The sequence below is a fragment of the Cupriavidus mimosae genome, assembly GCF_023952485.1.
Lineage (GTDB): Bacteria > Pseudomonadota > Gammaproteobacteria > Burkholderiales > Burkholderiaceae > Cupriavidus > Cupriavidus taiwanensis_C.
The window spans coordinates 57261-82934 of record NZ_JALHRY010000002.1 but is presented as its reverse complement, the minus strand read 5'-3'; the positions used below and the strand labels follow the sequence as shown (position 1 = coordinate 82934).

At 68.8% G+C, this 25674-nt stretch carries 24 protein-coding genes; 10 read left to right on the top strand and 14 right to left on the bottom strand.

Annotated elements, in window-relative coordinates; genetic code table 11:
- Nucleotides 1–371 precede the first annotated feature (371 nt).
- The gene (locus MKD50_RS04375; RefSeq protein WP_115704108.1) at nucleotides 372–1151 is read right to left on the bottom strand and encodes an IclR family transcriptional regulator domain-containing protein; all 780 of its coding nucleotides are present in this window, start codon (nucleotides 1149–1151) and stop codon (nucleotides 372–374) included.
- A 191-nt stretch (nucleotides 1152–1342) separates the two neighbouring features.
- Here MKD50_RS04375 and MKD50_RS04370 point away from each other — a divergent pair, with 191 nt between their 5' ends.
- Together MKD50_RS04370 and MKD50_RS04365 are read left to right on the top strand one after the other, a co-directional pair.
- Nucleotides 1343–3025: an acyl CoA:acetate/3-ketoacid CoA transferase gene (locus MKD50_RS04370; protein WP_252666506.1), complete on the top strand. Its 1683-nt coding sequence runs from the start codon at nucleotides 1343–1345 to the stop codon at nucleotides 3023–3025.
- A 173-nt stretch (nucleotides 3026–3198) separates the two neighbouring features.
- A complete protein-coding gene (locus tag MKD50_RS04365; RefSeq protein WP_115704104.1) occupies nucleotides 3199–4197 on the top strand; it encodes a Bug family tripartite tricarboxylate transporter substrate binding protein in 999 nt (332 codons plus the stop codon).
- A 35-nt stretch (nucleotides 4198–4232) separates the two neighbouring features.
- Here MKD50_RS04365 and MKD50_RS04360 read toward each other — a convergent pair whose 3' ends face one another.
- Nucleotides 4233–4388, bottom strand: coding sequence for a hypothetical protein (locus MKD50_RS04360; protein ID WP_252666505.1), 156 nt, complete (start codon nucleotides 4386–4388; stop codon nucleotides 4233–4235).
- 324 nt (nucleotides 4389–4712) lie between these two features.
- On the opposite strand from MKD50_RS04360, the gene MKD50_RS04355 reads away from it, so the two are divergent.
- Nucleotides 4713–6215 (top strand): DEAD/DEAH box helicase, encoded by a 1503-nt coding sequence (locus MKD50_RS04355; RefSeq protein WP_115704103.1) that lies wholly within the window; start codon nucleotides 4713–4715, stop codon nucleotides 6213–6215.
- Between the two features lie 57 nt (nucleotides 6216–6272).
- On the opposite strand, the gene gluQRS is transcribed toward MKD50_RS04355, so the two are convergent.
- Nucleotides 6273–7205, bottom strand: coding sequence for a tRNA glutamyl-Q(34) synthetase GluQRS (gene gluQRS / locus MKD50_RS04350; protein ID WP_252666504.1), 933 nt, complete (start codon nucleotides 7203–7205; stop codon nucleotides 6273–6275).
- Nucleotides 7206–7215: 10 nt separating this feature from the next.
- Nucleotides 7216–8136 (bottom strand): LysR family transcriptional regulator, encoded by a 921-nt coding sequence (locus MKD50_RS04345; RefSeq protein ID WP_111521403.1) that lies wholly within the window; start codon nucleotides 8134–8136, stop codon nucleotides 7216–7218.
- A 152-nt stretch (nucleotides 8137–8288) separates the two neighbouring features.
- On the opposite strand from MKD50_RS04345, the gene MKD50_RS04340 reads away from it, so the two are divergent.
- Together MKD50_RS04340 and MKD50_RS04335 are read left to right on the top strand one after the other, a co-directional pair.
- On the top strand, nucleotides 8289–8987 hold the full coding sequence (locus MKD50_RS04340; protein ID WP_115704099.1) for a pirin family protein: 699 nt from the start codon (nucleotides 8289–8291) through the stop codon (nucleotides 8985–8987).
- Between the two features lie 190 nt (nucleotides 8988–9177).
- A complete protein-coding gene (locus tag MKD50_RS04335; RefSeq protein WP_240072407.1) occupies nucleotides 9178–10182 on the top strand; it encodes a CobD/CbiB family protein in 1005 nt (334 codons plus the stop codon).
- Between the two features lie 55 nt (nucleotides 10183–10237).
- Here the strand turns inward: MKD50_RS04335 and MKD50_RS04330 are convergent, their stop codons facing one another.
- From MKD50_RS04330 to MKD50_RS04320, 3 genes are read right to left on the bottom strand one after another with little or no spacing between them, the layout of a single operon-like run.
- A complete protein-coding gene (locus tag MKD50_RS04330; RefSeq protein ID WP_062801252.1) occupies nucleotides 10238–10543 on the bottom strand; it encodes a putative signal transducing protein in 306 nt (101 codons plus the stop codon).
- Between the two features lie 32 nt (nucleotides 10544–10575).
- A complete protein-coding gene (gene rsgA, locus MKD50_RS04325; RefSeq protein WP_115704094.1) occupies nucleotides 10576–11547 on the bottom strand; it encodes a ribosome small subunit-dependent GTPase A in 972 nt (323 codons plus the stop codon).
- Nucleotides 11544–12791 carry a M48 family metallopeptidase gene (locus MKD50_RS04320; protein ID WP_115704092.1) on the bottom strand — a complete coding sequence of 416 codons (1248 nt, stop codon included), beginning with the start codon at nucleotides 12789–12791 and terminating at the stop codon, nucleotides 11544–11546. The genes rsgA and MKD50_RS04320 overlap by 4 nt, the downstream gene beginning before the upstream one ends.
- A 220-nt stretch (nucleotides 12792–13011) precedes the next feature.
- On the opposite strand from MKD50_RS04320, the gene orn reads away from it, so the two are divergent.
- Both orn and MKD50_RS04310 read left to right on the top strand, forming a co-directional pair.
- Nucleotides 13012–13647, top strand: coding sequence for an oligoribonuclease (orn, locus tag MKD50_RS04315; RefSeq protein WP_115704090.1), 636 nt, complete (start codon nucleotides 13012–13014; stop codon nucleotides 13645–13647).
- 81 nt (nucleotides 13648–13728) lie between these two features.
- Nucleotides 13729–14610, top strand: a complete 882-nt coding sequence (locus tag MKD50_RS04310) for an AEC family transporter (RefSeq protein ID WP_252666672.1) — start codon at nucleotides 13729–13731, stop codon at nucleotides 14608–14610.
- Between the two features lie 46 nt (nucleotides 14611–14656).
- Here the strand turns inward: MKD50_RS04310 and mog are convergent, their stop codons facing one another.
- Nucleotides 14657–15295, bottom strand: a complete 639-nt coding sequence (gene mog, locus MKD50_RS04305) for a molybdopterin adenylyltransferase (protein WP_240072406.1) — start codon at nucleotides 15293–15295, stop codon at nucleotides 14657–14659.
- On the bottom strand, nucleotides 15292–15906 hold the full coding sequence (gene yjgA, locus MKD50_RS04300; RefSeq protein WP_371925280.1) for a ribosome biogenesis factor YjgA: 615 nt from the start codon (nucleotides 15904–15906) through the stop codon (nucleotides 15292–15294). The genes mog and yjgA overlap by 4 nt, the downstream gene beginning before the upstream one ends.
- Nucleotides 15907–15964: 58 nt before the next feature.
- On the opposite strand from yjgA, the gene pmbA reads away from it, so the two are divergent.
- On the top strand, nucleotides 15965–17332 hold the full coding sequence (pmbA, locus tag MKD50_RS04295) for a metalloprotease PmbA (protein WP_115704082.1): 1368 nt from the start codon (nucleotides 15965–15967) through the stop codon (nucleotides 17330–17332).
- A gap of 49 nt (nucleotides 17333–17381) precedes the next feature.
- On the opposite strand, the gene MKD50_RS04290 is transcribed toward pmbA, so the two are convergent.
- The 3 genes from MKD50_RS04290 to MKD50_RS04280 all read right to left on the bottom strand — a co-directional run bounded on the left by MKD50_RS04290 (nucleotide 17382) and on the right by MKD50_RS04280 (nucleotide 19522).
- Nucleotides 17382–17882, bottom strand: a complete 501-nt coding sequence (locus MKD50_RS04290; protein ID WP_115704080.1) for a dihydrofolate reductase — start codon at nucleotides 17880–17882, stop codon at nucleotides 17382–17384.
- Nucleotides 17879–18673 (bottom strand): thymidylate synthase, encoded by a 795-nt coding sequence (locus MKD50_RS04285; RefSeq protein WP_115704078.1) that lies wholly within the window; start codon nucleotides 18671–18673, stop codon nucleotides 17879–17881. The genes MKD50_RS04290 and MKD50_RS04285 overlap by 4 nt, the downstream gene beginning before the upstream one ends.
- A 141-nt stretch (nucleotides 18674–18814) precedes the next feature.
- Entirely contained in the window at nucleotides 18815–19522 is a 708-nt protein-coding gene (locus tag MKD50_RS04280; RefSeq protein ID WP_115704076.1) for a TerC family protein, read from the bottom strand.
- A gap of 589 nt (nucleotides 19523–20111) precedes the next feature.
- Here MKD50_RS04280 and egtD point away from each other — a divergent pair.
- A complete protein-coding gene (egtD, locus tag MKD50_RS04275; RefSeq protein ID WP_115704074.1) occupies nucleotides 20112–21206 on the top strand; it encodes an L-histidine N(alpha)-methyltransferase in 1095 nt (364 codons plus the stop codon).
- A gap of 148 nt (nucleotides 21207–21354) precedes the next feature.
- Nucleotides 21355–22611: an SUMF1/EgtB/PvdO family nonheme iron enzyme gene (locus tag MKD50_RS04270; RefSeq protein ID WP_252666503.1), complete on the top strand. Its 1257-nt coding sequence runs from the start codon at nucleotides 21355–21357 to the stop codon at nucleotides 22609–22611.
- Nucleotides 22612–22694: 83 nt separating this feature from the next.
- Here MKD50_RS04270 and MKD50_RS04265 read toward each other — a convergent pair whose 3' ends face one another.
- Nucleotides 22695–24566 carry a DEAD/DEAH box helicase gene (locus MKD50_RS04265; protein ID WP_115704071.1) on the bottom strand — a complete coding sequence of 624 codons (1872 nt, stop codon included), beginning with the start codon at nucleotides 24564–24566 and terminating at the stop codon, nucleotides 22695–22697.
- Between the two features lie 808 nt (nucleotides 24567–25374).
- A complete protein-coding gene (locus tag MKD50_RS04260) occupies nucleotides 25375–25617 on the bottom strand; it encodes a hypothetical protein (protein WP_115704069.1) in 243 nt (80 codons plus the stop codon).
- Between the last annotated feature and the right edge of the window lie 57 nt (nucleotides 25618–25674).

Here is a 25674-nt window from a genome sequence, read left to right as displayed (position 1 = left end):
GTCTGTCTCCCGGTCATTGGACTAGTTTTACAGCACCATCGGCGGTGGCAATCCGGCGTGGGCGGTGCCAGGGGCGTCGATGTGAGACCAGTAGACCGCATCTGGCCGCCGGCCGGAAGCTGGCGAAAACCCGCTCGGCGAAAACCCGGATTCCTACAAGCGTGTGACAGGGCCATGATTGACTGGCTTTGCAGGGCGCGGCTGCAGCCTGCCAGCCACGGCGCATGCATTGGCCCACATTTGGGGGATGCCCGAGTCGGCGCGATGCGCCAAGATCGACGGCGTGGGTGGTCGAACCGATTGCCCCGCTACCGCTTGAGCCCCGCTGCCTCCCCGGCATGCGGGGCTTTTCTACGTGGGCCGGGCGCGGCTCAGCGCGCCTGCAGGATGGCCTCGATGCGGGCCGCGGCCTCGCGCAGGGGCGCCAGGAAGCGTGCTTCCAGGTGGGCCCGGTCGCGGCTGCCCAGCACCATGCTGAAGCCCAGTCCGGCCACTACCTTGCCGGCCTGGTCGCGCAGCGGCACCGAGATTCCGGCATAGCCGTCGACCAGTTCGCTGACCAGCACGCAGTAGCCGTCGGCGCGCACCTGGCGCAGCGTGCGCGCCAGCGTGGTGCGCGAGCTGACCGTGAACGGCGTCAGCTTGCGCAGCGTCGCGCCCGCCAGGTAGGCCTGCAGCGCGGTGTCGTCGAGGCCGGCCAGCAGCACCCGGCCCAGCGAATGCGCGTACGCCGGCATGCGCCGCCCCAGCGCCATATCCACGCGCAGCAGCTGGCGCGGCTCCTCGCGCGCCACCAGCACCACCGATTCGGCATCGAGCACGCCCAGCGAGCAGCTTTCGCCCAGGGACTCGCACAGCTGCTGCAGGTAGGGCCGCGCCATCTGCGGCAGGCTCATCGAGGCAAAGTAGGCGTAGCCCAGCTCCATTACCCGCGGCGTCAGCGCAAAGTGGCGGCCGTCCTGCGCCACGTAGCCGTTGTGCTCCAGCGTCAGCAGCAGCCGGCGCGCGGCGGCGCGGGTCACGTCGAGCTGGTCGGCGACCTCCTGCATGGTCAGCCGCTCCGCGTCCGCGCCCAGCAGGCGCAGCAGCGCCAGGCCCTTGCTCAGCGATTCCAGCAGTTCTTCCTTCTTGGCGGTTTCGGCTTGCGGCATAAGGCGTCTGGCAGAGAGCAGTGGTGAAATGAACGATCAGGCACGTGCCGGTCGATGCCTTTGCGGAGGGCTTGCGCCGACCGGCAGCATCTTCGTATGATAGCGTTTTCCGAACAAATGTTCGCAAAACGAATTCACGGAAAGCGTGCCGCCAGCGATGCGGGACGGCACGACCAGAACCGGAGACAGCGATGAAGGTAATCACCGCGCGTGAAGCGGCGGCGCTCGTGCAGGATGGCTGGACCGTGGCCAGTGCGGGCTTTGTCGGCGCCGGCCACGCCGAGGCCGTGACCGAGGCGCTGGAGCAGCGTTTCCTGCAGCGCGGCCTGCCGCGCGACCTGACGCTGGTGTACTCGGCCGGGCAGGGCGACCGCGGCGCGCGCGGCGTGAATCATTTCGGCAATGCCGGCATGACTGCCACCGTGGTTGGCGGCCACTGGCGCTCGGCCACGCGGCTGGCCACGCTGGCCATGGCCGAGCAGTGTGAGGGCTACAACCTACCGCAGGGCGTGCTGACCCATCTGTACCGGGCCATCGCCGGCGGCAAGCCCGGCGTGATGACGAAAATCGGCCTGCACACCTTTGTCGACCCGCGCACCGCGCAGGACGCGCGCTACCACGGCGGCGCCGTCAACCAGCGCGCGCGCCGCGCCATCGCCGAGGGCAAGGCGTGCTGGGTCGATGCGGTCGAGTTCCGCGGCGACGAATACCTGTTCTATCCCAGCTTCCCGATCGACTGCGCGCTGATCCGCTGCACCGCGGCCGATGCGCGCGGCAATCTCAGCACACATCGCGAAGCCTTCCACCATGAACTGCTGGCACTGGCGCAGGCCGTGCACAACTCGGGCGGCATCGTGATCGCGCAGGTCGAAAGCCTAGTCGATCACCACGAGATCCTGCAGGCCATCCATGTGCCCGGCATCCTGGTCGACTACGTGGTGGTCTGCGACAACCCCGCCAACCACCAGATGACGTTCGCGGAATCCTTCAACCCGGCCTACGTCACGCCGTGGCAGGGCGAGGGCGCTGCCGATGACGCCGATGATGCCGCCGCTCCGTCGCCCGAGGCGGGGCCGCTCGACGCGCGCACCATCGTGCAGCGCCGCGCGGTGATGGAACTGGCGCGGCGCGCGCCGCGCGTGGTCAACCTGGGGGTCGGCATGCCGGCCGCGGTGGGCATGCTCGCGCACCAGGCCGGCCTGGGCGGCTTCACGCTGACCGTCGAAGCCGGTCCCATCGGCGGCACCCCCGCGGATGGCCTCAGCTTCGGTGCCTCGGCCTACCCCGAGGCGGTGGTGGACCAGCCCGCGCAGTTCGATTTCTACGAAGGCGGCGGCATCGACCTGGCGATCCTCGGCCTGGCCGAACTGGATGGCCAGGGCAACGTCAACGTCAGCAAGTTCGGCGAAGGCGAGGGCGCGCTGATCGCCGGCGTCGGCGGTTTCATCAACATTACCCAGAGCGCGCGCGCGGTGGTGTTCATGGGCACGCTGACGGCGGGCGGGCTGGAAGTGCGCGCAGGCGACGGCCGCCTGGAGATCGTGCGCGAAGGCCGCGTGAAGAAAATCGTGCCGGAGGTGTCGCACCTGAGCTTCAACGGCCCCTACGTGGCATCGCTGGGCATCCCGGTGGTGTACATCACCGAACGCGCGGTGTTCGAGATGCGCCCCAGCGAGGGCAGCGAGGGCAGCGAGGGCGGCGAGGGCGGCGAGGGCGGCGAGGGCGGCGAGGCCCGCCTCACGCTGGTCGAGATCGCTCCCGGCGTCGACCTGCAGCGCGATGTGCTCGACCAGTGCGCCACGCCGGTGGCGGTGGCGCCCGACCTGCGCCAGATGGATGCACGGCTGTTCCAGGCCGGCACCATGCGGCTGTAACGGGCGCCGCGCCACAAAACCATTCCATCGGACGGGCCGGCCATGACCGGTTCGCAAGGAGGCACGCCAGATCTGTCATGACGTTACGCAACCGCAGTCGCTTCATCCCGGCGCGGCCTGGGCCGCGCATCGATTCTGATTCACCGCGATTCACCGCAGGACACAGTCACACCATGCAGAACACCAGCCGCCGTACCTTCCAGCGCCGCCTCGGCGCCGTGCTCCTGAGCGCCACGCTGCCGCTCGCCGCCGCACCGGCTTTCGCCGAGACCTACCCCAGCAAGCCGATCCGGCTGGTGGTGCCGTTCCCGCCGGGCGGCCCGACCGACACCGCCGCGCGCATCATCGGCCAGAAGATGAGCGAAACGCTGAAGCAGCCGGTGGTGGTGGACAACCGCCCCGGCGCCTCCGGCACCATCGGCGCCGAGAACGTCGCCAAGAGCCCCGCCGACGGCTACACGCTGCTGGTGCTGGCCACGCCCACGCTGCTGGCGCCGCACCTGATCAACCGCAAGGGCTACGACATCTTCAAGGATTTCGCGCCGATCGGCGCCGCCTATGACCTGCCGATCGTGATGGTGGTCAATCCCCAGGCGATGCCGGACGTGACCAGCCTGCAGCAGTACATCGCCAAGGCCAAGGCCAAGCCGGGCGCGCTCAACTACACCAGCGCCGGCAACGGCAGCTTCGGCCACCTGTCGACCGAGCTGCTGAAGAACCTGGGTCACTTCGACGTGCAGCACGTGCCCTACAAGGGCAGCGCGCCGGCCATCTCCGACCTGCTGGCCGGCCAGGTGCCGATGATGTTCTCGGACATGATCGCGGCGCTGCCGCATATCAAGGCCGGCAAGCTGCGCCCGATCGCGGTCGGCTCGAACAAGCGCGTCAGCTTTACGCCGGAGGTCAAGACGGTCGCCGAACAGGGCTTCCCGGGCTTCGATGCCACCGCATGGGGCGGCCTGCTGGCGCCGGCCGGCACGCCCAAAGAGGTGGTGGCGACCTTGTCGGCCGAGCTGAAGAAGGCGCTGGCCGATCCGACCGTGCAGCAGAAGATGCTGGGCGCCGGCACCGTGGCCGCCTATATGCCGCCGGAGCAGCTGGCCGCGCGCATGAAGGCCGACTACAGCAAGTGGGGCAAGGTGATCCAGGACAACGGCATCCGCGGCGACTAAGCTTGCGGATGACGAAGCGGCGGCCCGGCTGCGGTTCAGGCGGGCTGCCGGCCCGGAGGCTGACTGGCCGGCAGGTCCGGCAGTGTCGGCATTGGCAGCGCGGCCTGCCGGCCGGCCGCCGCCAGTCCAAGGAACTGGCTGGAGGTGCGCAGGAATTGCTGGCAGGTCTGGCGAAACAGCTCGAAGTCCATGTCGGTCTCGATGTGAAGAAGGCGCGCGGTCCGGCATGGCCGCGGCGCCGCCGGCATCTTGCTTGGCCGATATGACAATGTCTTGACAATGTGCGCGTGCGCCCTCCGCTCGCGCCGGCTTGTCGCGCCCGGCGCAAGGCGGTGCCGGAGCGCCCACTGCACGGGCAGAGATGCTAAAATCTAAGTCTTTGATTCTCTTGGCCAAATGCTTTAGCCAGCAGGGCCGCGCCGGAAACTTGCCGGCGCCGTGCGAGATCAGGGCGAGATGAGTTCCAGACGCGTATCCGTTTGTGCCGGGTTCGCCTCCCGCCAATACCGATACCCATGACCACTACGAACGCACCAGAACCTACCACCGCGGTTCCGACCGCCGTGCAGACCTTCGACAGCTTCGGCCTGGACGCGCGCATCCTGCGTGCCTTGTCCGAGCAGGGCTATAGCTCTCCCACGCCGATCCAGGCGCAGGCCATTCCGGTCGTGCTGCTGGGCAAGGACGTGATGGGCGCCGCGCAGACCGGCACCGGCAAGACCGCCGGCTTCGCGCTGCCGATCATCCAGCGCCTGCTGCCGCTGGCCAATGCCAGCGCTTCGCCGGCGCGCCACCCGGTGCGCGCGCTGATGCTGACCCCCACGCGCGAGCTGGCCGACCAGGTCTACGACAACGTCGCCCGCTACGCCAAGCACACCGACCTGCGCAGCACAGTGGTGTTCGGCGGCGTCGACATGAACCCGCAGACCGACGCGCTGCGCCGCGGCGTCGAGATCCTGGTGGCCACGCCCGGCCGCCTGCTCGACCACGTGCAGCAGAAGTCGGTGAACCTGTCGCAGGTGCAGATGCTGGTGCTGGACGAAGCCGACCGCATGCTCGACATGGGCTTCCTGCCGGACCTGCAGCGCATCATCAACTTGCTGCCGGCGCAGCGCCAGACGCTGCTGTTCTCGGCCACGTTCTCGCCGGAAATCAAGCGGCTGGCCTCCAGCTACCTGAAGCAGCCGGTCACCATCGAAGTGGCACGCAGCAACTCGACCAACGAGAACGTGCGCCAGGCGGTGTACCAGGTCGAGGACGGCCACAAGCAGGCCGCGGTGGTGCACCTGCTCAAGCAGCGCGCGGCGCAGGGCATGTCGCGCCAGTGCATCGTCTTCGTCAACAGCAAGATCGGCTGCTCGCGGCTGGCGCGCCACCTGGAGCGCGAGGGCATCAACGCCGCCGCGATCCATGGCGACAAGACCCAGACCGAGCGCATGCAAACGCTCGACGGCTTCAAGAGCGGCACCATCGATGCGCTGGTCGCCACCGATGTGGCGGCGCGCGGGCTCGACATCCCGGACATGCCGTGCGTGATCAACTTCGACGTGCCGTACAGCGCCGAGGATTACGTGCATCGCATCGGCCGGACCGGCCGCGCCGGCGCCAGCGGCGATGCGCTGTCGATCTACGTGCCGGGCAATGACGAGCGCCTGCTGTCCGATATCGAAAAGCTGATCAAGCGCAGCATCCCGCGCGGCAAGCTGGAGGGCTTCGATCCCACCGGCGAGCGTGCCCGCCAGGCCGACGGCGAGCGCCGCCGCGAGCGCAGCGACGTGCGCCGCGCGCGCGGCAGCGCCGACAGCGAAGACCGTCCGCGCCGCCACGACCACGGCGCCAGCCGCCAGGCCTTCCGCGCTTCGGACGACCCATTCTTCTCGCGCCCGTATGAGCCCAGCCCCGCCAGCGCGGCGCAGGCCAAGGCCGCCGATGAAGTCGCCGCCGCGCTTACGCGTGGCCGTCAGGCGCCCAAGCGGCCGGTGGCGGCCTTGCTCGGCGGTGTGCCGCGCAAGTCCTGAACGGATTGTCGTTACGATGAATGGCCCGCCTGCGCGGGCCATTTGTTTTTGCGGTGGCTAGACCGATGCCGGCAGCGGCAGCGTGGCCAGCCGCTCGCGCCAGCCGTCGGTGGCCCGCGCCAGCCAGTCCCGGACCGTGCCGGCGGAAGGCGACAGTCCCAGGTGCGCGCCGGCCTCGCGCAGCGCGTCCAGCGGAGCGCTGGTGTCGATCGCCTGCGCGCCGCTCTGCTTGCTGAGCTTCTCGCCGGCCTGGTTCACCACCACCGGCACGTGCAGGTAGGCCGGCGTCGGCAACCCCAGCAGGTGCTGCAGGTGGATCTGTCGCGGCGTGGAGTCGAGCAGGTCGGCGCCGCGCACGATATGCGTGATGCCCTGCAGGGCGTCGTCGACCACCACCGCCAGCTGGTAGGCCCACAGCCCGTCGGCGCGGCGCAGCACGAAGTCGCCCAGCTCGGTTTCCAGGTTCTGGCACTGGCGCCCCTGCCAGCGGTCGTCGAAGCACACGACGGCGGCAGGGCCGTCCGGCACGCGCACGCGCCATGCGCGCGGCAGCTTGCCGTTCAGGCCGTGGCGGCAGGTGCCGGGATAGCCCAGGGTCTGGTGGCGCTCGCGCACGTGCACCAGCGAATCGGCGATCTCCTTGCGCGAGCAGCCGCACGGGTAGAGCTGCCCGGCGGCATCGAGCCGGCGCAGCGCTTCGGCATAGTGCGGTTCGCGCCGGCTCTGCCACACCGGTGGCTCGTCGGGCGTCATGCCGACCTGCGCCAGCGTGCGCAGGATGTCGTGGTCCGCGTCGCGCACGCAGCGCGGCGTGTCGATGTCCTCGATGCGCACCAGCCATTGCCCGCCATGCGCGCGCGCATCCAGCCAGCTGGCCAGCGCGGTCACCAGCGAGCCCATGTGCAGCGGGCCGGTGGGCGAGGGCGCGAAGCGGCCGCGATAGCCGCCCGCGGCGCTCTTCTGCACTGCGCTTGCAGCCCGCTCTGCCATCAGCCCGTCCTCAGCCGGCGAAGTCGGGTTGCTGCAGCAGCGCCTGCGCCAGGCGCGGGTCTTCCAGCTTGCCGGCCCACCACTGCAGCGCCTTGCCGCGGTTGCTGGTGCGCCATGCCACCTTGAAGTTGCCCGGCGCGCGCACCTCGACGGTTTCGCGCGCCTGCAGCACGCCGCTTTCGATATGCGGCTGCGCCATCGGCGCCGGCAGCCAGCCGCAGCCGAGGCCGCGGATCTGCGCTTCGAGCTTGTCGCGCATGGTAGGCACCACCAGCACGTCCTGGCCGGCCAGCACGCCATGGGTGCGGGCCGGCAGGTTGCGCGAGGTATCGCCCACCGCGACGATGCGGTGTTTGGCAATCTGGATGGTGGTGAGCGGGCCTTCCTCGGTGGCGAGCGGGTGATGCGCGGCCACGGCGAAGACAAAGGGCACCGACCCCAGCGGCCGGATCTGAAAGCCTTGCGTGCTGGGCGCGTCGTAGGCGCCGCCGATCACCAGGTCGGCGCGGTTGCTGACCAGCGCGTCCCACGCGCCGCCCAGCACTTCCTTGGAAAAGCGCAGCCGGGTGGCGGTGTTCTCGGCATAGAAATCGTGGATCACCGGCAGCAGCGCGCGGAAGTTGATCAGGTCGTCGACCACGATGGTGAGGGTGGCCTCCCAGCCGGTGGCCAGGCGCTTGACTCGCCGCGCCAGGTCGTCGGCGGCGTGCAGCAGGTGGCGGCCCTCGTCGAGCAGGGCGCGGCCCGCGGGCGTCAGTTCGGCGCGATGGCGGCGCCGGTCGAACAGCAGCACGTCGAGGTCTTCTTCCAGCTTGCGCACCACGTAGGTCAGCGCGGAGGGGACCTTGCCCATTTCGTGCGCGGCGGCGGCAAAGCTGCCCTTGCGTTCGATGGCGTCCAGGACTTCGAGGGATTCTAGCGAGAGGGCCATGTTCAGAAATTCTGAATGACTGCTTCTAAGGCGATCCCCGTAAATATACGCCTGAAGGCCTAAACTGCCTAGCATCCAAAGCGAAAACGTATGCCGCAACACGGTTATCCAGACGGTGCTGTCGGCGAAAAGGCTCAAGGAGGGCCATCAAAATGATTGAAATCAGAAAGTCCGCAGAGCGTGGGTACGCCGATCACGGCTGGCTGAAGTCCTATCATTCGTTCTCATTCGCCGACTACTACGACCCGCAGCATGTGCAGTTCGGGCCGCTGCGCGTGATCAATGAAGACCGCGTCGCGCCGGGCATGGGCTTTGGCACCCATGGCCACCGCGACATGGAAATCATCAGCTACGTGCTCGAAGGCGAGCTGGCGCACAAGGACAGCATGGGCAACGGCAGCGTGATCCGCCCGGGCGACGTGCAGCGCATGAGCGCCGGCACTGGCGTGCGTCATTCGGAGTACAACCACGCCGCGCACGACACCACCCACTTCCTGCAGATCTGGATCGTGCCGGCCGAGAACGGCATCGACCCCGGCTACGAGGAAAAGCACTTCGACGCGGCCGACAAGCGCGGCAAGCTGCGCCTCGTGGCCAGCGCCGACGGCGCCGACGGCTCGGTGCTGGTACACCAGGACATCCGGCTCTACGCCGGCCTGTTCGACGGCGACGAAGCCGCCACGCTGGCGCTGGCGCCGGGCCGCCGCGCCTACGTGCACGTGGCGCGCGGCCGGGTCACGGTCAACGGCAAGGCGCTCGAGGCCGGCGACGCGGCCAGGCTGGAAGACGTGGCCGAGGTCGCGCTGTCCGGCGGCGATGGCGCCGAGGTGCTGGTGTTCGACCTGCCCTGACACCGTTCGCGGCCCCATGCGAGAGCCCGCCCCATGGCGGGCTTTTGCTTTTGCGCGGCGCACCGGGGTGCCCGCGCGTAGCGCTGTGCTATCTTCTCGCTATGCATTGCGCCTGCGCCGGCACATCGCTGGCCAGTCGCGCCGGCCGGCCCCAACGGGCCGGCGTGCCCTTGGAGCACCCCGTACCAAGATGACCTTTGTTTCCATTCTCCTGGCGCTGATTGCCGAGCAGTTCCGCGCCCTGGGCCGCAACAACCCGATCTACGAGATCGTGCGCGCGCTCGGCGACCGCGCCGAGCACGCCTTCGACACCGGCCGCCCGCGCGACGCCGCGCTGGCCTGGCTGACCGTGGTGCTGCCGCTGACTCTGGCGGTTATCGTGGTGCACTATCTGCTGGCGTCGATCAGCGTGGCGCTGACGCTAGCGTGGAATGTGCTGGTGCTGTACATGACGCTGGGCTTCCGCCAGTTCAGCCATTACTTCACCGATATCCACGAGGCGCTCAACCGCGACGACCTCCATACCGCCCGCACGCTGCTGCACGAGTGGACCGGGCTCGACACCATCGAGATGCCGGTGTCCGAAATCGTGCGCCATACGCTGGAAGCGGCGATCATCGCCGTGCACCGGCATGTGTTCGGCGTGTTCTTCTGGTTTCTGGTGCCGGTCGGCCCCGGCGGGGTGGTGCTGTACCGCACCGCCGAATACCTGGGCCGCCACTGGAACCTGCCGTCGACCGAGCGCAGCCCGGCGCTGGGCCGCTTTGCCGCGCGCGCCTTCTACCTGCTGGACTGGATTCCGTCGCGGCTGACCGCGATCGGCTTTGCCATCGTCGGCAACTTCGAGGACGCGGTCTACGCCTGGCGCAACCATGCGCGCAAGTGGAACGATGCCATCAACGGCATCCTGCTGGCGAGCGGCGGCGGCGCGCTGGGCGTGCGGCTGGGCACGCCGCTGGCCGAGGACGATTCCACGGTGGTGCTGCGCGCCAGCGTGGCCGGCCCGGCGGTGGACTACGCGCCCGGCATGGAAGACACCGACGGCGCCCACGGCGGCCCGGAGCCGGCGCCGCCCGAGTTCGGCACCGAGCCGGGCGTGCGCACGCTGCAGTCGGCGGTGGGGCTGGTGTGGCGCGCGGTGGTGTTGTGGATGCTGCTGCTGGCGATGCTGTCGCTGGCGCTGTGGGTGGGGTGAGCAGCGCCTGGCCGGCAAGCGCGGCCGGCTAGTGTGGCCAGTCGAGCAAGGCAGGTTAGCCGCGCGCCGCGCCGCAGCGCCAGCATGCGCCGAACTGCGCCTCGTGCCATTCGCCGCAACGGTCGCATTGCCAGCTGGGCCCCGGCACCGGGTTGGCCGCGGCATTGAGCACCGCCCACGCCTGCGCCTCCATCTCGTCGTCCACCAGCCACACCTGCGGCGCGCTTTCGCGGAACGGGATCTCGCCGGTCGCGCCGGCCAGCCAGGTATTGCGCAGTTCCGCCCGGATGCCGGCCGCGCGCAGGACGTTCTGGCAATGGGCCGCGTGGACGAGGGACGTGGCGGACAACAGCAGTTTCATGGCAGCGCACCGGGAACCCAGGTGCGCTTACCTTACCACGGCTTCTGCTGGCTGGATTCGTGCAGCAACTGCGTGTAGAGCTGGTGCCGGCGTTCCGAGATGTCGCCGGATGCCACCGCGGCCAGCACGCCGCAGCCGGGCTCGTTGACGTGATGGCAGTTGTAGAAGCGGCACGCGGTCAGCAGCGGGCGGAACTCGGGAAAGGCGCGTTCCAGCATGCCTTCGCTGAGGTGATAGAGCCCGAATTCCTGGAAGCCCGGCGAGTCGATCAGCGCCCCCAGGCGGCCATCGACGGTACCCCAGTCCTGCGGCAGATGGTAGAGCCGGGTGAAGGTGGTGGTGTGCTTGCCCGAATCGAGCTTGGCCGAGATTTCGCGCGTCTGCGCGTCGACGCCCGGGATCAGCAGGTTCAGCAGCGACGACTTGCCCATGCCCGATTGCCCGATCAGGATGCTGGCCAGCCCCGCCACGCGCGGCCGCAGCGCGGCCAGCGCCTGCGCCGGATCGGCGCGCACCGACAGCTCCAGCGTCTCGTACCCGAGCTCGCGGTACAGCGCCAGGCGGCCGCGCGCCTCTTCCAGGCGTTCGGGCAGGTCGGTCTTGTTGAGCACCACCAGCGGCCGGATCCCGAGCGCCTCGGCCGAGACCAGCGCGCGCCCGAGCAAGTCTTCGGAGAAGCCCGGCTCGGTCGCCAGCACGATGATGACCTGGTCGATATTGGCCGCCAGCAGCTTGGACTTGAACTGGTCCGAGCGGTGCAGCAGGTTCTTGCGCGGCGAAACCCCGGTGATCACGCACTGGTCGGCGGCGGCGCGTTCGACGCTGACGTGGTCGCCCACCGCGCAGTCGCTCTTCTTGCCGCGCGGGAAGGCGTGCATGCGCGCGCCGTCCACCAGCTCGACCACGTAGTGGCGGCCGTGGGCGGCGATGATCAGCGCGGATTCGTTCGTCGTGCCGGCATGGGTGCCGCCGCCGGCGTTGCGGTGACGCGTGGCGCGGCTCATGCGTGCGCCAGCAGGCGGTCGATCCGCTGTGCCGCCGGCGGATGCGAGTAGTAAAAGGCGCTGTAGAGCGGGTCCGGCGTCAGCGTCGAGGCATTGTCCTTGTACAGCTTCACCAGTGCCGATACCAGGTGGCTGGCGTTGGTCTGGTCGGCGGCAAAGGCATCGGCCTCGAATTCATGGCGGCGCGACGACTGGCTCGACAGCGGCCCCAGCAGGAAGGTGAAGACCGGCAGCGTCAGGAAGAACAGCACCAGCGCCAGCGCGCTGTTGGACACGCCCAGGTTGGGCGCCACTCCCAGCCCGGTGTAGAACCAGCTGCGCGTCGCCAGCCAGCCCAGCAGCGCCAGGAACACCAGGCTCAGCGCGAAGGTGACGGCGATGCGCTTGGCGACGTGGCGGCGCTTGAAGTGGCCCAGTTCGTGCGCCAGCACCGCCTCGATCTCGTCGCCCGACAGGCGCGACAGCAGCGTGTCGAAGAAGACGATGCGCTTGGCGGCGCCGAAGCCGGTGAAGTACGCATTGCCGTGCGCGCTGCGCTTGCTGCCGTCCATCACGAACAGCCCCTTGCTGGCAAAGCCGCAGCGCTGCATCAGGCTCTCGATGCGCTGGCGCAGCGACGCGTCGTCGAGCGGCTCGAACTTGTTGAACAGCGGCGCGATAAAGGTCGGGAACACCACCAGCAGGAACAGGTTGAACGCCATCCACACCAGCCAGGTCCACACCCACCACAGCGAACCGGCGCGATCCATCAGCCACAGCACCGCCAGCAGCAGCGGCAGGCCCAGCGCGCTGGCCACCAGCAGCATCTTGACCAGGTCGGCCAGCCACAGGCCGAAGGTCATCTTGTTGAAGCCGAAGCGCTGCTCGATGCCAAACTGGCCATACAGCGAGAACGGCAGGTCGACCAGCCCGCCGATCAGCGCCACGCTTGCGACCAGCGCCACGCCGTAGGCGTAGCCCGGACCGAAGGCCTCCACCCAGAACTGGTTGAGCCACTGTAGCCCGCCCAGCATGGTGAAGGCGATCAGCACCGCGGCGCCGGCCAGCACCTCCAGCATCGACAGCCGCGTACGGGCGATGGTGTAGTCGGCGGCCTTCTGGTGCGAGGCCAGGCTGATGGTGTCGGCAAAGCGCGCCGGCACGGCATGGCGGTGCTGCGCGACATGGCGTACCTGGCGCGCGGCCAGCCACAGCTTGGTCAGCACCATCAGCACCAGGGCGGCGAGAAAGACAATCGTGAACATCGGCAAGCGCCTTGTGGGTGCGGGCGTCCGTCGTTGCAGGTGACGGATGCCCGTGGGGACCGCGCCGCGGGGTGGGGCAGGCGGCGGTCCGGGAATTCCGAAAACGGCGCCGCGCTGGTGCGCAGGCAGCCGTCCCGGACGGATATGCGAGAATTATAAATTGTTCGCGCCCGGCCCCGCCGCGGCCGCTCCCCTCCAATCCCTATCTCCCGCAGTCCCGATGACAAGCCAAGCCGCCGCCAAATCCGTCAAAAGCGAAAACAACCTGATCTGGCTGGACATGGAAATGACCGGCCTGCAGCCGGATACCGACCGCATCATCGAAGTGGCGGTGGTGATTACCGACTCCGAGCTCAATATCCTGGCCGAAGGCCCGGTGCTGGTGATCCACCAGAGCGATGCCGTGCTCGACGGCATGGACAACTGGAACAAGGGCACCCACGGCCGCTCGGGCCTGATCGACAAGGTCAAGGCCTCGACCCTGACCGAAGAGCAGGCCGAGGCCGAGCTGCTGGCCTTCCTCAAGCGCTGGGTGCCGGCAGGCAAGTCGCCGATGTGCGGCAATTCGATCTGCCAGGACCGCCGTTTCATGGCGCGCTACATGCCCAAGCTGGAAGCGTTCTTCCACTACCGCAACCTCGACGTGTCCACCCTCAAGGAACTGTGCAAGCGCTGGGAGCCGGCCGTCCACAAGGGCTTCGTCAAGCGCCAGCTGCACACGGCGCTGGCCGACATCCTGGAGTCGGTGGAAGAGCTGCGCTACTACCGCACCCACTTTATCCGCCATGCCGCGCCCGGCGCGGCAACGTCCGGCGCGTCCGGCGAGGCACCGGCCGCCGGCGCGCCGGCGCAGTAAGCGGAGCGCGGCTCGCCGCAAGCACCCATCATTCCCGGCGCGCCGTCCCTCGCAGGCGGCGCGTTGCCCGTCCGCCTGCCCATGTTCGAGCGCATCGTCTCCATCATCACGCCGGTCATCCTGATCATCCTGGTCGGGTGGCTGTACGGGCGCAAGGCCCATCCGGACATGGCCGGCATCAACCGCGCCACGCTGGACGTGATCGCGCCGCTGCTGGTGGTGTCGGCCTTCGTCAGCAAGGATTTCGTGCTGGCCGACCAGCTCGTGCTGCTGGCTTGCGCGGTGGCGGTGGTGGTGGGCTCGGGCTTGCTGGCGTGGGGGCTGGCGCGCTGGATGAAGGCCGATCCGCGCACCTTCGTGCCGCCGATGATGTTCAACAACTGCGGCAACATGGGTTTGCCGCTGTCCGTGTTCGCCTTCGGCCCGGCCGGGCTGGCGCCCGCGGTGGCGCTGTTCGCGGCATCGAACCTGATGCACTTCACCATCGGCATGAAGATCGTCAACCGGCATGCATCGCTGGCGCAGATCGCGCGCAACCCGATGGTGCTGGCGACCGTGGCGGGCGTGGCGCTGGCGCTGGCGCGGCCGTGGTTCACGCTGCCGGATCCGGTCTACCAGTCGGTCAGGCTGTTGGGCGATGCCACCGTGCCGCTGATGCTGTTTGCGCTCGGGGTGCGCATGAAGGATGTGAGCCTGCGCAACTGGGGCGTGGGCCTGGTCGGCGCGGCGGTGTGTCCGCTAACCGGCATCGCGGTCGCGCTGGCGCTGGCGCAGTGGGTGCCGCTGTCCGAACTGCAGCGCGGCCTGCTGTTCGTGTTTGCGGCGTTGCCGCCGGCGGTGCTGAATTTCCTGGTGGCGGATCACTTCCGGCAGGAGCCGGACCAGGTGGCGTCGATCGTGCTGCTCGGCAATATCGCCGCGGTGGTGTTCGTGCCGGTCGGGCTGTACCTGGGCCTGCGCTGAGGCGGCATGCCCGCGCGGCGCGTGCCGGCGCGCGGGGCCGTCCGAATCAGGCCGCGGGCCTGGCGCGCACGGCGTTCTTGGGACGCCAGGCTTTGACGATGGCCTCGTCGGTTTCCATGTAGGGGCCGCCGATCAGGTCGATGCAATACGGCACCGCGGCAAAGATGCCTTGCACCACCGGCTTGCCGTCGGCATCGCGCAGGCCTTCCAGGGTTTCGCGGATCGCGCGCGGCTGGCCGGGCAGGTTGATGATCAGCGCGGCGCGGCTGGCGGTCTCGCGGATCACCGCCACCTGGCGCGACAGGATCGCGGTCGGCACGAAATGCAGGCTGACCTGGCGCATCTGCTCGCCAAAGCCCGGCATTTCCTTGGTACCCACCGCCAGCGTGGCCTCGGGCGTCACGTCGCGGCGCGCCGGGCCGGTGCCGCCGGTGGTCAGCACCAGGTCGCAGCCGGCCACGTCGACCAGCTCGATCAGCGTGCGCGAGATCTGCGCCTGCTCGTCCGGAATCAAACGCTCCACCGCCTGCCAGGGCGAGGTCAGCGTGCGCCCGAACCACTCGCGCAGCGCCGGGATGCCCTCGTCCTGGTAGGTGCCGGCCGAGGCGCGGTCCGAGATCGATACGAAGCCGACCACGAGTTCGTCGGGGTGGTGGCGGACAACCGGCTGGGTGGTCTGGGTCATGCCTCGGGCTCCGGATGGTCGGGGGTAGGTTCCTCGGCGGCGCGGCCCTTGCCGTCCTTCAGGTCCAGCGCCGTCTTGATTGCCTGGAACAGCTCGCGGAAATAGCGCGGCGGCTTGCCCAGCTCTTTTTCCTTGCGTGCGTTGCGGATGGTGTTGCGCAGCGCCTGCACGTCGATGCCGGGATGCTCGCCGAGGAAACGCGTCAGCGCAGCGTCGTCGGCCAGCAGCAGCTCGCGCCAGCGCTCGATCAGATGCATGCGGGCGGTTTCGGCCTTGCTGGTGCCCTTGAAGCCTTCCAGCGCTTGCCGGATCACCTCGACCTCGTCGTCCTCGAGGCCGCGCATGATCTTGCCGACGTACTGCATCTGGCGGCGCTTGCCTTCGTGGCTGTTGATGCGGCGCGCCTCATGGATGGCATCGGCGAGCGCCTCGGGCATCGGCACGCGCGCCAGGCGGTCCTTGGGCAGTGCTTCAAGCTCGGCGCCGAGGTCCTGCAGGGCGGTCATGTCGCGCTTGCGCTGCGACTTGCTTTTCGGTTCGTCGTCTTCCGGTTCGGGGGCAAAGCCTCCGGGAAAGCGCGCGCCTTGGGAGTTACGGGAATTTCGCGTCATGCCCGGCATTTTATCTTGCTATGATTGCCGCTTGGACTTTTGATGACACCCGCCCAGCATGGACCAGATCGCCGAACAGACCGCGCATTTCACCTACACCCAGGCCCAGCTCAGCGAGATGGCCGCCGATGTGCTGCGGGTGGCACGCGAACTGGGGGCGACCGACGCCGCCACCGAGATTTCCGAAGGCAGCGGCCTGTCGGTGTCGGTGCGCAAGGGGCAGGTGGAAACCATCGAGCAGAACCGTGACAAGGTGGTCGGAGTCACGGTGATGATCGGCAAGCGCCGCGGCAACGCCAGCACCTCGGACTTCTCGCCGGCCGCGCTGCGCGCCACCGCCGAGGCGGCCTACAACATCGCCCGCTTCACCGCCGAGGACGACTGCGCCGGCCTCGCCGAAGAAGAGTTGCTCGAGCGCGCGCCGCAGGACCTGGACCTGTTCCACCCGTGGGCACTCGACGCCGAAGCCGCGATCGACATCGCCACCCGCGCCGAAGCCGCGGCCTTTGCGGTATCGCCGCGCATCCGCAACAGCGACGGCGCCAGCGTCTCGGCCCAGCATTCGCAGTTCGTGCTGGCGACCACGCGCGGCTTTACCGGCGGCTATCCGTATTCGCGCCATTTCATCTCGTGCGCGCCGATCGCCGGCAGCGGCAGCGGCATGCAGCGCGACGACTGGTATTCGTCCAAGCGCTCGCCGCTGGCGCTGGCCGCGCCCGAGGACATCGGCCGCTACGCCGCCGAGCGCGCGCTGGCGCGGCTGCAGGCGCGCAAGCTGTCCACGCGGCGCTGCGCGGTGCTGTTCGAGGCGCCGCTGGCGGCTGGGTTGCTGGGCGCCTTCGTGCAGGCGGTGTCGGGCGGCGCGCTGTACCGCAAGTCCACCTTCCTGTGCGATTCGCTGGGCCAGGCCGTGTTCGCCCCGCATATCCAGATCCATGAACAGCCGCATACCCCCGGCGCCATGGGCAGCGCTCCGTTCGACGAGGAAGGCGTGCGCACCCGCGAGCGCGACGTGGTCAAGGACGGCGTGGTGCAGGGCTATTTCCTGTCGACCTATTCGGCGCGCAAGCTTGGCATGCAGACCACCGGCAATGCCGGCGGCTCGCACAACCTGAAGCTGTCGAGCAGCCTGACCCAGCCCGGCGACGATTTCCCCGCCATGCTGCGCAAGCTTGGCACCGGCCTGCTGGTGACCGAGCTGATGGGGCAGGGCGTCAACTACGTCACCGGCGATTATTCGCGCGGCGCGTCGGGCTACTGGGTCGAGAATGGCGTGATTCAGTATCCGGTCGAGGAAATCACCATCGCCGGCAACATGGCCGAGATGTTCCGGCAGATCGTCGCGATCGGCGCGGATGCGCTGGTGCGCGGCACCAAGGAAACCGGCTCGATCCTGCTCGAGCAGATGACGATCGCGGGCAACTGAGGGTTTTCTCCCCTCTCCTCGCGCGCGGGAGAGGGAGCAAACAATCGGCTTACGACTCGTCTGATACCGGCCGCTCGTACGTGACGAAAGCGTAGTCGAAGCCGTTCGCCGCCGAATGATGGGTCTCGCGCGCGGTTTCGATCCATTGGCTGCGGTCGATCTCGGGGAAGAACGCGTCGCCCTCCACATCCGCATCGATCTCGGTCACCACCAGCCGGTCCGCGCTCGGCATGGCCTCGGCATACAGCTGCGCGCCGCCAATCAAAAAGATCTGCTCGGCGCCCACGCACAGGCGCTGGGCTTCTTCCAGCGAGGGCGCCACCTCGGCCCCGTCGAGGCGCAGGTCCGGATTGCGGCTGACCACGATATTGCGGCGCCCGGGCAGCGGCCGGCCGATCGAATCCCAGGTCTTGCGCCCCATGATCACGGGCGCGCCCATGGTGGTGCGCTTGAAATGCGCCAGGTCTTCCGGCAGGCGCCACGGCAGCGTGTTGTCGCGGCCGATGGTGCCGTTGCGGGCGCGCGCTACAACCAGTGTCAGCAGCGTCATACGGCCACCGGTGCCTTGATCGCGGCGTGCGACTGGTAGCCGGCCAGTTCGAAGTCTTCGTAGCGGTAGTCGAAGATGCTGTCGGGCCGGCGCAGGATCTTGAGTTGCGGCAGCGCCAGCGGCGCGCGCGCCAGTTGCGTCTGCACCTGTTCGAAATGGTTGTTGTACAGGTGGCAGTCGCCGCCGGTCCAGATGAAGTCGCCGACTTCCAGCCCGGTTTGCTGCGCCATCATGTGGGTCAGCAGCGCATAGCTGGCGATATTGAACGGCACGCCCAGGAAGATATCGGCGCTGCGCTGGTACAGCTGGCACGAGAGCCGGCCGTCGGCCACGTAGAACTGGAAGAACGCGTGGCAGGGCGGCAGCTTCATGCGCGGGATGTCGGCCACGTTCCAGGCCGACACGATCAGCCGGCGCGAATCCGGGTTGGCGCGGATCTGCGCCACCAGCTCGGAGATCTGGTCGATATGGCGGCCGTCCGGGGTCGGCCACGAACGCCATTGCGAGCCGTAGACCGGGCCCAGTTCGCCGTGCTCGTCGGCCCACTCGTCCCAGATGGTGACGCCGTGCTCCTGCAGCCAGCGCACGTTGGTCGAGCCCTGCAGGAACCACAGCAGTTCATAGATGATCGACTTCAGGTGGAGCTTCTTGGTGGTGACCACCGGGAAGCCTTCACGCAGGTCGAAGCGCATCTGATAGCCGAACACCGAGCGCGTGCCGGTGCCGGTGCGGTCGGCCTTGTCGGTACCATGCTCGTAAACATGGCGCATGAAGTCGAGGTACTGTTTCATCGGCGCGGGGCGGGATGGAAGAGGTGGCGCGGGCACCTGGGCCCGCGAAGCTGGCATTTTAAAGCAAGACGGGCCGCCCCTCCGGGCGGCCCGTCTTTTGCGGCAGGGCCAGGGCACACGGCCCTGGCGCCGGAGGCAGGCTTAGTGGCTGCCGGCCGGCTCCTGCTGCTGCTCGCGGCGCTTCTGCACCAGGTAGCCGGCGCCCAGCACGCCGCCGACGATCAGCACGTACAGGCCCCAGTTGACCACCGGGTTGGCTTCGAAGAACGCCTTGATCATCGGCTCGTGCACGATCATCTTGACCGCGGTGAAGGCGAGCACGCCGGCGCCCACGTAGATGATGACCGGGAAGCGGGCCATCAGCTTGAGCACCAGGCTCGAGCCCCAGACCACGATGGGGATGCTGATCAGCAGGCCCAGCACCACCAGCAGGAAGCTGCCGTGCGCGGCGCCGGCCACGGCCAGCACGTTGTCGACGCCCATCACCGCGTCGGCGATGATGATGGTCTTCATCGCGCCCCACAGGGTCGCGGCGCCCGCGCCGTGCCCTTCTTCGCCGCTGTCGTCGGACAGCAGCTTGTAGGCAATCCACACCAGCGCCAGGCCGCCCACCAGCATCAGCCCCGGGATCTTCAGCAGCCAGACCACGCCGATCGTCATGGCCGAGCGGACCACCACGGCACCCACGGTACCCCAGATAATGGCCTTCTTCTGCAGGTGGGCCGGCAGGTTGCGTGCCGCCAGCGCGATCACGATGGCATTGTCGCCGGCCAGCACCAGGTCAATGACGACGATGGACAGCAAGGCCGTCAGGAACTGCATCGTGAACAGATCGGTAAACCACTCCATGAACTCTCCTCAGGTACGAATCAGCGCAAGCGCGCGCATTGGGTTCGCCTGGATTCACGTGCACGGGAGCGTGGGGGGCGCCTTTGCAAACCATGAAGTCCAGGTTGCAAAGGTCTTGCTCGACCACGGGCGCGGTATGCGCGCCGGTTGTCAGCACAACCGGGGACTGCGGTCCCGGAATGACGATTGTGCTAAGGGCAAAGCCCCGGAGCTACTCCCCTTTGAGGGACACGACCCGTTCAGGGGTCGCGCTGGGCGGGATTATAAACGAACTGCAACCGACATGCCGAATTAGGAAAGATACTGACTCAAGTTCGCCAGGGTGCCGTAATCGTCTCGCCCCGGCGCGCCATGCGATCGCTCCGGTGCGACGGCGCGTGGACGGCGTGTCGGCGGTGATTTTGTATCGGTTCCGCCGTGAGGCTGCGCGATCCGCCGGATCGGCCTATCCTTGAGGTTCGGCTCCGACCGATGCGCCCCGGACAGCACAGGCGCGCATTGCGGAGACCGGCGCGCACGACATGCACAGCGCGGCCTTGGGGAATACGCAGTGAAGCAGTGCCCATTTGCGACCACACAAGGAAACGACATGCCGGTTGTCCCGAACCCGCCCAACCCGCCTTCACACCACAAAGCCCCGCAGACACCCCTCCCGCCCCTGAGCCACCATAACGGCCATGCCGTGGCGCCGCCCGCGCTGGTGGCGCTGGCCAACGGCCACGCGCAGCGCCCGCCGCAGCCGGAGTTGGTGCAGCAGTACCGCGAAGACAGCGGCGCGCTGCGCGAGCAGGTGCTGTCGGGCCTGCGCGCCGCGCAGGCGGCCATCAGTCCCAAGTTCTTCTACGACGTGCTGGGATCGCGCCTGTTCGAAGCCATCACCGACCTGCCCGAGTACTACCCGACCCGCACCGAGGCTGCGATCTTTGCCAGCGCGGCGCCCGCCATCGCCGCGCGCGCGGGCAGTGGCTGCGTGCTGGTGGACCTGGGCGCGGGCAATTGCGAGAAGGCGGCGCGGCTGTTCGGCAGCCTGCGCCCGGCGCAATACGTGGCGGTGGATATCTCGGTCGAGTTCCTGCGCGCGACGCTGTCGTCGCTACAGCAGCAGCATCCCGAGATCCCGATGCTCGGGCTGGGCGCCGACCTGTGCGCGCCGTTCGACCTGCCGGCCCGGGTCAGGCGCGGCAGGCGCCTGTTCTTTTATCCGGGCTCGAGCATCGGCAATTTCGCTCCCGTCGAAGCCCTGGCCTTGTTGCAGCGCCTGCGTGGCGCGGCCGGGCGTGGCGACGGCGTGCTGATCGGCGTGGACCTGCACAAGGACGAAGCCACGCTGGTATCGGCCTATGACGATGCGCTGGGCGTCACCGCGGCCTTCAACCGCAACGTGCTGCGCAACGTGAACCGCATCGTCGGCACCGATTTCGCGCTGGACGACTGGCGCCACCAGGCCAGCTTCGACCGCGCGGCCTCGCGCATCCAGATGCACCTGCAGGCATGCCGCGACGTGCGCGTGCAATGGGATGGCGGCGCGCGCGAATTTGCCGCCGGCGAGCGCATCCATACCGAGGATTCGTACAAGTACCGCCCGGAGGACTTCGCGCTGCTGCTCGAAGCCGCCGGTTTTGACGACCCGGTGTACTGGTCCGATCCGCGCGGCTGGTTCGCGGTGTTCCACGCGCGCGGCTGACCGGCGCGCCGGTCGGGTAGTGTCATAATGGCCGCAGTCCGGGGCGGCATGCCAACGGCGCGCCACGTCCGGGCCGCGGCGGCCGCGGTTGCCCGCGGCTGTCCAGATCGCTGCCTGTCCACCCTCCATTCCCTGCGCGGACTTCCCGATGAGCGGCTTTCCCATGCTTCCCGATCTCTACTTCACCGGCGGCAAGGCGACGTGGTCGGACCCGCGCCGGCTGCCGCGCGAAGGGCTGGCGCAGGCACTGGTCGACACGCGCAGCCGCACGCTGGCGTGGCTGGCGCCATTCGGGCAGACCCGCCGCGCCTGGGACGTGCCGCGCCAGTACGATGCCGACCCTCCGCTGTGGACGCTCGGCCACGTTGCCTGGCATGCGGAGTGGTGGTGCCTGCGCGGCGTGCGCCAGGTCGATCGCGGCGGCGTGCCGGTGCCGGTGGCGTCGGAGCCGTCGCTGCTGGACGGCGCCGATGAATGGTTCGATCCCGACCGCATCGGGCCCGACGAGCGCTGGGAGATCGCGCTGCCCGACGTCGCGGTGGTCAAGCGCTATGCCGCCGAGGTGCTCGACGGCGTGCTGCGCCGTATTGCGCTGCTGCCCGACGACACCGACCTGACCCTGTACCCGTACCGTCGCGCGCTGCTGCACGAAGACGCGCAGGGCGAGGGCGTGGCCGCGCTGCTGCAGGCGCTTGGCATGGCCCCCGCTGAGGCCGCCGGCGCGGCGCCGGCGCCGCCCGCCGGACATGGCGGCACGCTGCATTTCCCGGGCGGGCGCTTCACGCTCGGCTGGAGCGATGCCGACGGCTTTGCCTGGCCCGACGAGTTGCCGCCCCAGCCGACCTACGTGCCCGCGTTCGAAATCGACATGGCACTGGTCAGCAACGCGCAATTCCTCGAATTCGTCGAGGACGGCGGCTACGAGCACCCGGCCTGGTGGTCGTCGGCGGGACGGCAATGGCTGATGACGCAGGAACGCTCCGCGCCGCGCTACTGGTCGCGCCACCAGCAATCGCGCGCGTGGATGCTGGAACGCTTCGGCACGCTGCGCACGCTCAATCCCGACGAGGCGGTGCGCCACGTTACGCTCTACGAGGCGCAGGCGTGGTGCGTCTGGGCCGGGCGGCGCCTGCCGGCGGAATCGGAATGGGAACTCGCCGCGACCCAGAACCGCGGCCTGCAGTGGGGCGCGCTGCGCGAGTGGACCGCCACGCCGTACGAGCCGTATGCAGGCTTCGTCGCCGCACCGTCCGACGGCGATATGGTGGGGCGCTTCGGCACGCACCAGGCGGTGCGCGCGGTGTCGTTCGCCAGTCCGGCGCGGCTGCGCCATGTGCGCGCGCGCTGGGCGCGGCTGCCCGAGGACGACCTGTCCTTCATCGGTTTTCGTACCTGCGCGCTGTAGCACCAGCGCCAGCAACAAAAAAACAGGGCACCCGAGGGTGCCCTGTTTGGTCATGCGGCAGGTGCGCTCAGCGCACCGCGCGCTCAACGCTCGTAGCGCGAGCGGCTGTTGCGGTTGCCGCCGTTGTTGCCGCTGCCGCCGAAGCCCCCGCCAAAGCCGCGGTTGCCGTCGCGGTTGCCGAAGCTGCGGCCTTCGCCGTTGCCACGGTAGCCGCCGCCGTTGCCACGGCTGTCGCCAAAGCCGCGGTTGCCGTCACGGTTGCCGAAGCCGCGGCTATCGTCGCCGAACGTGCGGCCGCCTTCACGGTTGCCGAAGCCGCGCGCGCCGTCGCTGGCGCCGCGGTAGCCGGTACCCTGGCCGCCCTGGCCACGGTAGCCGCCTTCACGGTTGCCAAAGCCGCCACGGTTGTCGTCGCCGAACGGGCGCGCGCCCTCCGCGCGGTTGCCGAAGCCACGGCTTTCACCGCCGAACTTGCGCTCGCCGAAGCCGGTGCGGTTGTCGCCGCCGAACTTGCGGTCGCCGAAGCTGCGCTCGCCGCCACGGTAGCCGCCGCCGTTGCCACGGAAGTCACCGCGGCCGCCACCCGGCTTGCCGCCGAAGTTCGAGCGCGGCTTGGGCGCGCGGCGCGGCTCCAGGCCCTCGATCACCGACGCGTCGACGCGCTGGTTGGTAAAGCGCTCGATCCGGCGCCACTGGAACATGTCGTTGTGGTTGACCAGGTTGATCGCGATGCCCGAGCGGCCCGCGCGGCCGGTACGGCCGATGCGGTGCACGTAGTCCTCGGCCTGCTTGGGCAGGTCGAAGTTGACCACGTGGGTGATGTCGGGCACGTCGATGCCGCGCGCGGCCACGTCGGTGGCCACCAGCACGCGCAGGTTGCCGCGGCGCAGCGCGGTCAGGGTGCGGTTGCGCGCGCCCTGGGTCATGTCGCCGTGCAGCGCGCCGGCGGAGAAGCCGGTGTCGGACAGGCGCTCGGCCAGCGAATCGGCATCGCGCTTGGTCGCGGTGAAGACGATCGCCTGCTTGAGCGACGCGTCGCGCAGCAGGTGGTCCAGCAGGCGCTCCTTGTGCGACATGTCGTCGGTGAAGTGCAGGCGCTGCTCGATATGGCTCTGGTCGGCGCGGGCCGCGGCGATCTCGATGCGCTGCGGATCCTTCAGCTGGCGCGACGCCAGCTGGGCGATGCGCGCATCCAGCGTGGCCGAGAACATCAGCGTCTGGCGCGAAGCAGGGGTGGCGTTGACGATGGCGTCGATGTCGTCGGCAAAGCCCATGTCGAGCATGCGGTCGGCTTCGTCGAACACCAGCATCTGCAGCGCCGACAGGTCGATGCGGCCGGCGTCGATATGGTCGAGCAGGCGGCCCGGCGTCGCCACCAGGATGTCAGGCATCTTGGCCAGCATGGCCAGTTGCTTGGGGTAGGGCATGCCGCCCAGGATGCTGGCGCAGACGATGCGGCGCAGGTTGCGGCCGTACTTGGCGGCGGCTTCGGTCACCTGCAGCGCCAGCTCGCGCGTCGGCGTCAGCACCAGCAGCGCCGGCTGGGCCGGGGCCGGACGGGGGCGCTTGCCCTTCATGCGCTTGGCGGGCTCGGTGGCGCGCTGCGGCGCGGGCATTTCGCTGATGCGCTGGATCGCGGGCAGCATGAACGCCGCGGTCTTGCCCGAACCGGTCTGGCTCGAGACCAGCAGGTCGCGGCCGGCCAGGAAGGCCGGAATGGCCTGGGCCTGCACCGGGGTGGGCGTGTTGTAGTTAAGCTCGGAGAGCGCGCGCAGGATGGCCGCGTCGAGGCCAAGCGCGGCGAAACCGCTTTCCACGGCCGGGGCTGCCACTGCCGGGCTGGGGTTGAGCAGGGCGTCGAGCTTGTCGAGCGGGCTCTGGGCAGCGTCGGAAGTGATCGAAGCGTCGGTCGCGGAGGCAATAGCTTGCTCCGCACGAATGTCGTGCTGGGTCATGTCGGAATGGTCAAATAAATGCATGGCACCCCGAAACGCAGAATGGGGTGGGCGCAGTGCAAAGTCTTAAAAAGGCTTCGGCGCCAATCGGTGAGGCCGTTACGACAGACACAGCTGGCAGTACGGCGGCAGGCAGGGTGGTGGCTGGTTACCGCGGGGCGGCCCGGCCATGTCCCTGGCAGGCAAACAGCTCAGTTCAGGCTGTTCAACAGGATCGGAGACGAGGCGACGTCAGGTGAGCGGTGCGTTCTGCTGGGCGGCTGGGGCCATATGTGATGACGAGGCGACCGGCAGCGAGGAAACAGAGCTTGGGAGGGCAGCGGATTCGCCGCGGCAGCAAGCCGGGCGCTTGGCGGATCTCACAGTTGCGAAACTCACGGCGCGGATTATAGCAGAGTGCCAGAATTTTGTTGCACTGCGAAAACGTAACCGGATATGTCAGCGCTGCGTCACCTGCGCCGCCGCCGCCGGCGCTCTGGTTGAAAGCCGAAATGCCCCGCCTATACTTGAGGCGCGAGCACACAGGATGCCCGCACGGGGCGGACGAAAAACGCTCCCGCTTGACCTCCTCCAGCGGCATGGCGCCGCTGTTCGCGGCAAGCACTGCGGTCATTGACTCCAGGCGCCAGTCTTCCTGCGACTCTCCGGGTGGTCCGGATGGGCGTCCGCGTCATGGGCGGAATCATGGGAAGCCTGCATGGATACAGAATGACCGAACTGCTGACTGCGTGACCCAGGCGGTCCGGGCCCGTCCGCATCCAAAGCCCGCCAGAGATGGCGGGCTTTTCATTTGGGCCGGCGGGTCGCTTCAGTCCTCGGCATCCTTGCCTGCGGACTTGCGCGGGAGGCGGCCGAGCGGTGCCTCGCGCGGCATCACCAGGCGCTTGCCGGGCAAACCACCGGGGTAGTCGACGATGCGCACGGCGCCCTGGCGCCGCAAGCCATGCCATGCCTGGCCGCCGGCGGTGCGCCCGCCACCGAGGATGGTGGTCATGGCCTGCCGGTCGAGATCCATGCTGTCGGGCAAATCCTTGATGACGATCACTGCCATGGCTGTCTCCGGTCAAGCGGAACCACGGCCTTGCGGCCGCGGGACCGCTTCAGTATA

What these genes read in the sequence shown, in the direction of transcription:
- MKD50_RS04375 (WP_115704108.1), bottom strand. Translation starts at nt 1,151, where the DNA reads ATGCCGCAAGCCGAAACCGCCAAGAAGGAAGAACTGCTGGAATCGCTG.
- MKD50_RS04370 (WP_252666506.1), top strand. Translation starts at nt 1,343, where the DNA reads ATGAAGGTAATCACCGCGCGTGAAGCGGCGGCGCTCGTGCAGGATGGC.
- MKD50_RS04365 (WP_115704104.1), top strand. Translation starts at nt 3,199, where the DNA reads ATGCAGAACACCAGCCGCCGTACCTTCCAGCGCCGCCTCGGCGCCGTG.
- MKD50_RS04360 (WP_252666505.1), bottom strand. Translation starts at nt 4,388, where the DNA reads ATGGACTTCGAGCTGTTTCGCCAGACCTGCCAGCAATTCCTGCGCACC.
- MKD50_RS04355 (WP_115704103.1), top strand. Translation starts at nt 4,713, where the DNA reads ATGACCACTACGAACGCACCAGAACCTACCACCGCGGTTCCGACCGCC.
- gluQRS (WP_252666504.1), bottom strand. Translation starts at nt 7,205, where the DNA reads ATGGCAGAGCGGGCTGCAAGCGCAGTGCAGAAGAGCGCCGCGGGCGGC.
- MKD50_RS04345 (WP_111521403.1), bottom strand. Translation starts at nt 8,136, where the DNA reads ATGGCCCTCTCGCTAGAATCCCTCGAAGTCCTGGACGCCATCGAACGC.
- MKD50_RS04340 (WP_115704099.1), top strand. Translation starts at nt 8,289, where the DNA reads ATGATTGAAATCAGAAAGTCCGCAGAGCGTGGGTACGCCGATCACGGC.
- MKD50_RS04335 (WP_240072407.1), top strand. Translation starts at nt 9,178, where the DNA reads ATGACCTTTGTTTCCATTCTCCTGGCGCTGATTGCCGAGCAGTTCCGC.
- MKD50_RS04330 (WP_062801252.1), bottom strand. Translation starts at nt 10,543, where the DNA reads ATGAAACTGCTGTTGTCCGCCACGTCCCTCGTCCACGCGGCCCATTGC.
- rsgA (WP_115704094.1), bottom strand. Translation starts at nt 11,547, where the DNA reads ATGAGCCGCGCCACGCGTCACCGCAACGCCGGCGGCGGCACCCATGCC.
- MKD50_RS04320 (WP_115704092.1), bottom strand. Translation starts at nt 12,791, where the DNA reads ATGTTCACGATTGTCTTTCTCGCCGCCCTGGTGCTGATGGTGCTGACC.
- orn (WP_115704090.1), top strand. Translation starts at nt 13,012, where the DNA reads ATGACAAGCCAAGCCGCCGCCAAATCCGTCAAAAGCGAAAACAACCTG.
- MKD50_RS04310 (WP_252666672.1), top strand. Translation starts at nt 13,729, where the DNA reads ATGTTCGAGCGCATCGTCTCCATCATCACGCCGGTCATCCTGATCATC.
- mog (WP_240072406.1), bottom strand. Translation starts at nt 15,295, where the DNA reads ATGACCCAGACCACCCAGCCGGTTGTCCGCCACCACCCCGACGAACTC.
- yjgA (WP_371925280.1), bottom strand. Translation starts at nt 15,906, where the DNA reads ATGACGCGAAATTCCCGTAACTCCCAAGGCGCGCGCTTTCCCGGAGGC.
- pmbA (WP_115704082.1), top strand. Translation starts at nt 15,965, where the DNA reads ATGGACCAGATCGCCGAACAGACCGCGCATTTCACCTACACCCAGGCC.
- MKD50_RS04290 (WP_115704080.1), bottom strand. Translation starts at nt 17,882, where the DNA reads ATGACGCTGCTGACACTGGTTGTAGCGCGCGCCCGCAACGGCACCATC.
- MKD50_RS04285 (WP_115704078.1), bottom strand. Translation starts at nt 18,673, where the DNA reads ATGAAACAGTACCTCGACTTCATGCGCCATGTTTACGAGCATGGTACC.
- MKD50_RS04280 (WP_115704076.1), bottom strand. Translation starts at nt 19,522, where the DNA reads ATGGAGTGGTTTACCGATCTGTTCACGATGCAGTTCCTGACGGCCTTG.
- egtD (WP_115704074.1), top strand. Translation starts at nt 20,112, where the DNA reads ATGCCGGTTGTCCCGAACCCGCCCAACCCGCCTTCACACCACAAAGCC.
- MKD50_RS04270 (WP_252666503.1), top strand. Translation starts at nt 21,355, where the DNA reads ATGAGCGGCTTTCCCATGCTTCCCGATCTCTACTTCACCGGCGGCAAG.
- MKD50_RS04265 (WP_115704071.1), bottom strand. Translation starts at nt 24,566, where the DNA reads ATGACCCAGCACGACATTCGTGCGGAGCAAGCTATTGCCTCCGCGACC.
- MKD50_RS04260 (WP_115704069.1), bottom strand. Translation starts at nt 25,617, where the DNA reads ATGGCAGTGATCGTCATCAAGGATTTGCCCGACAGCATGGATCTCGAC.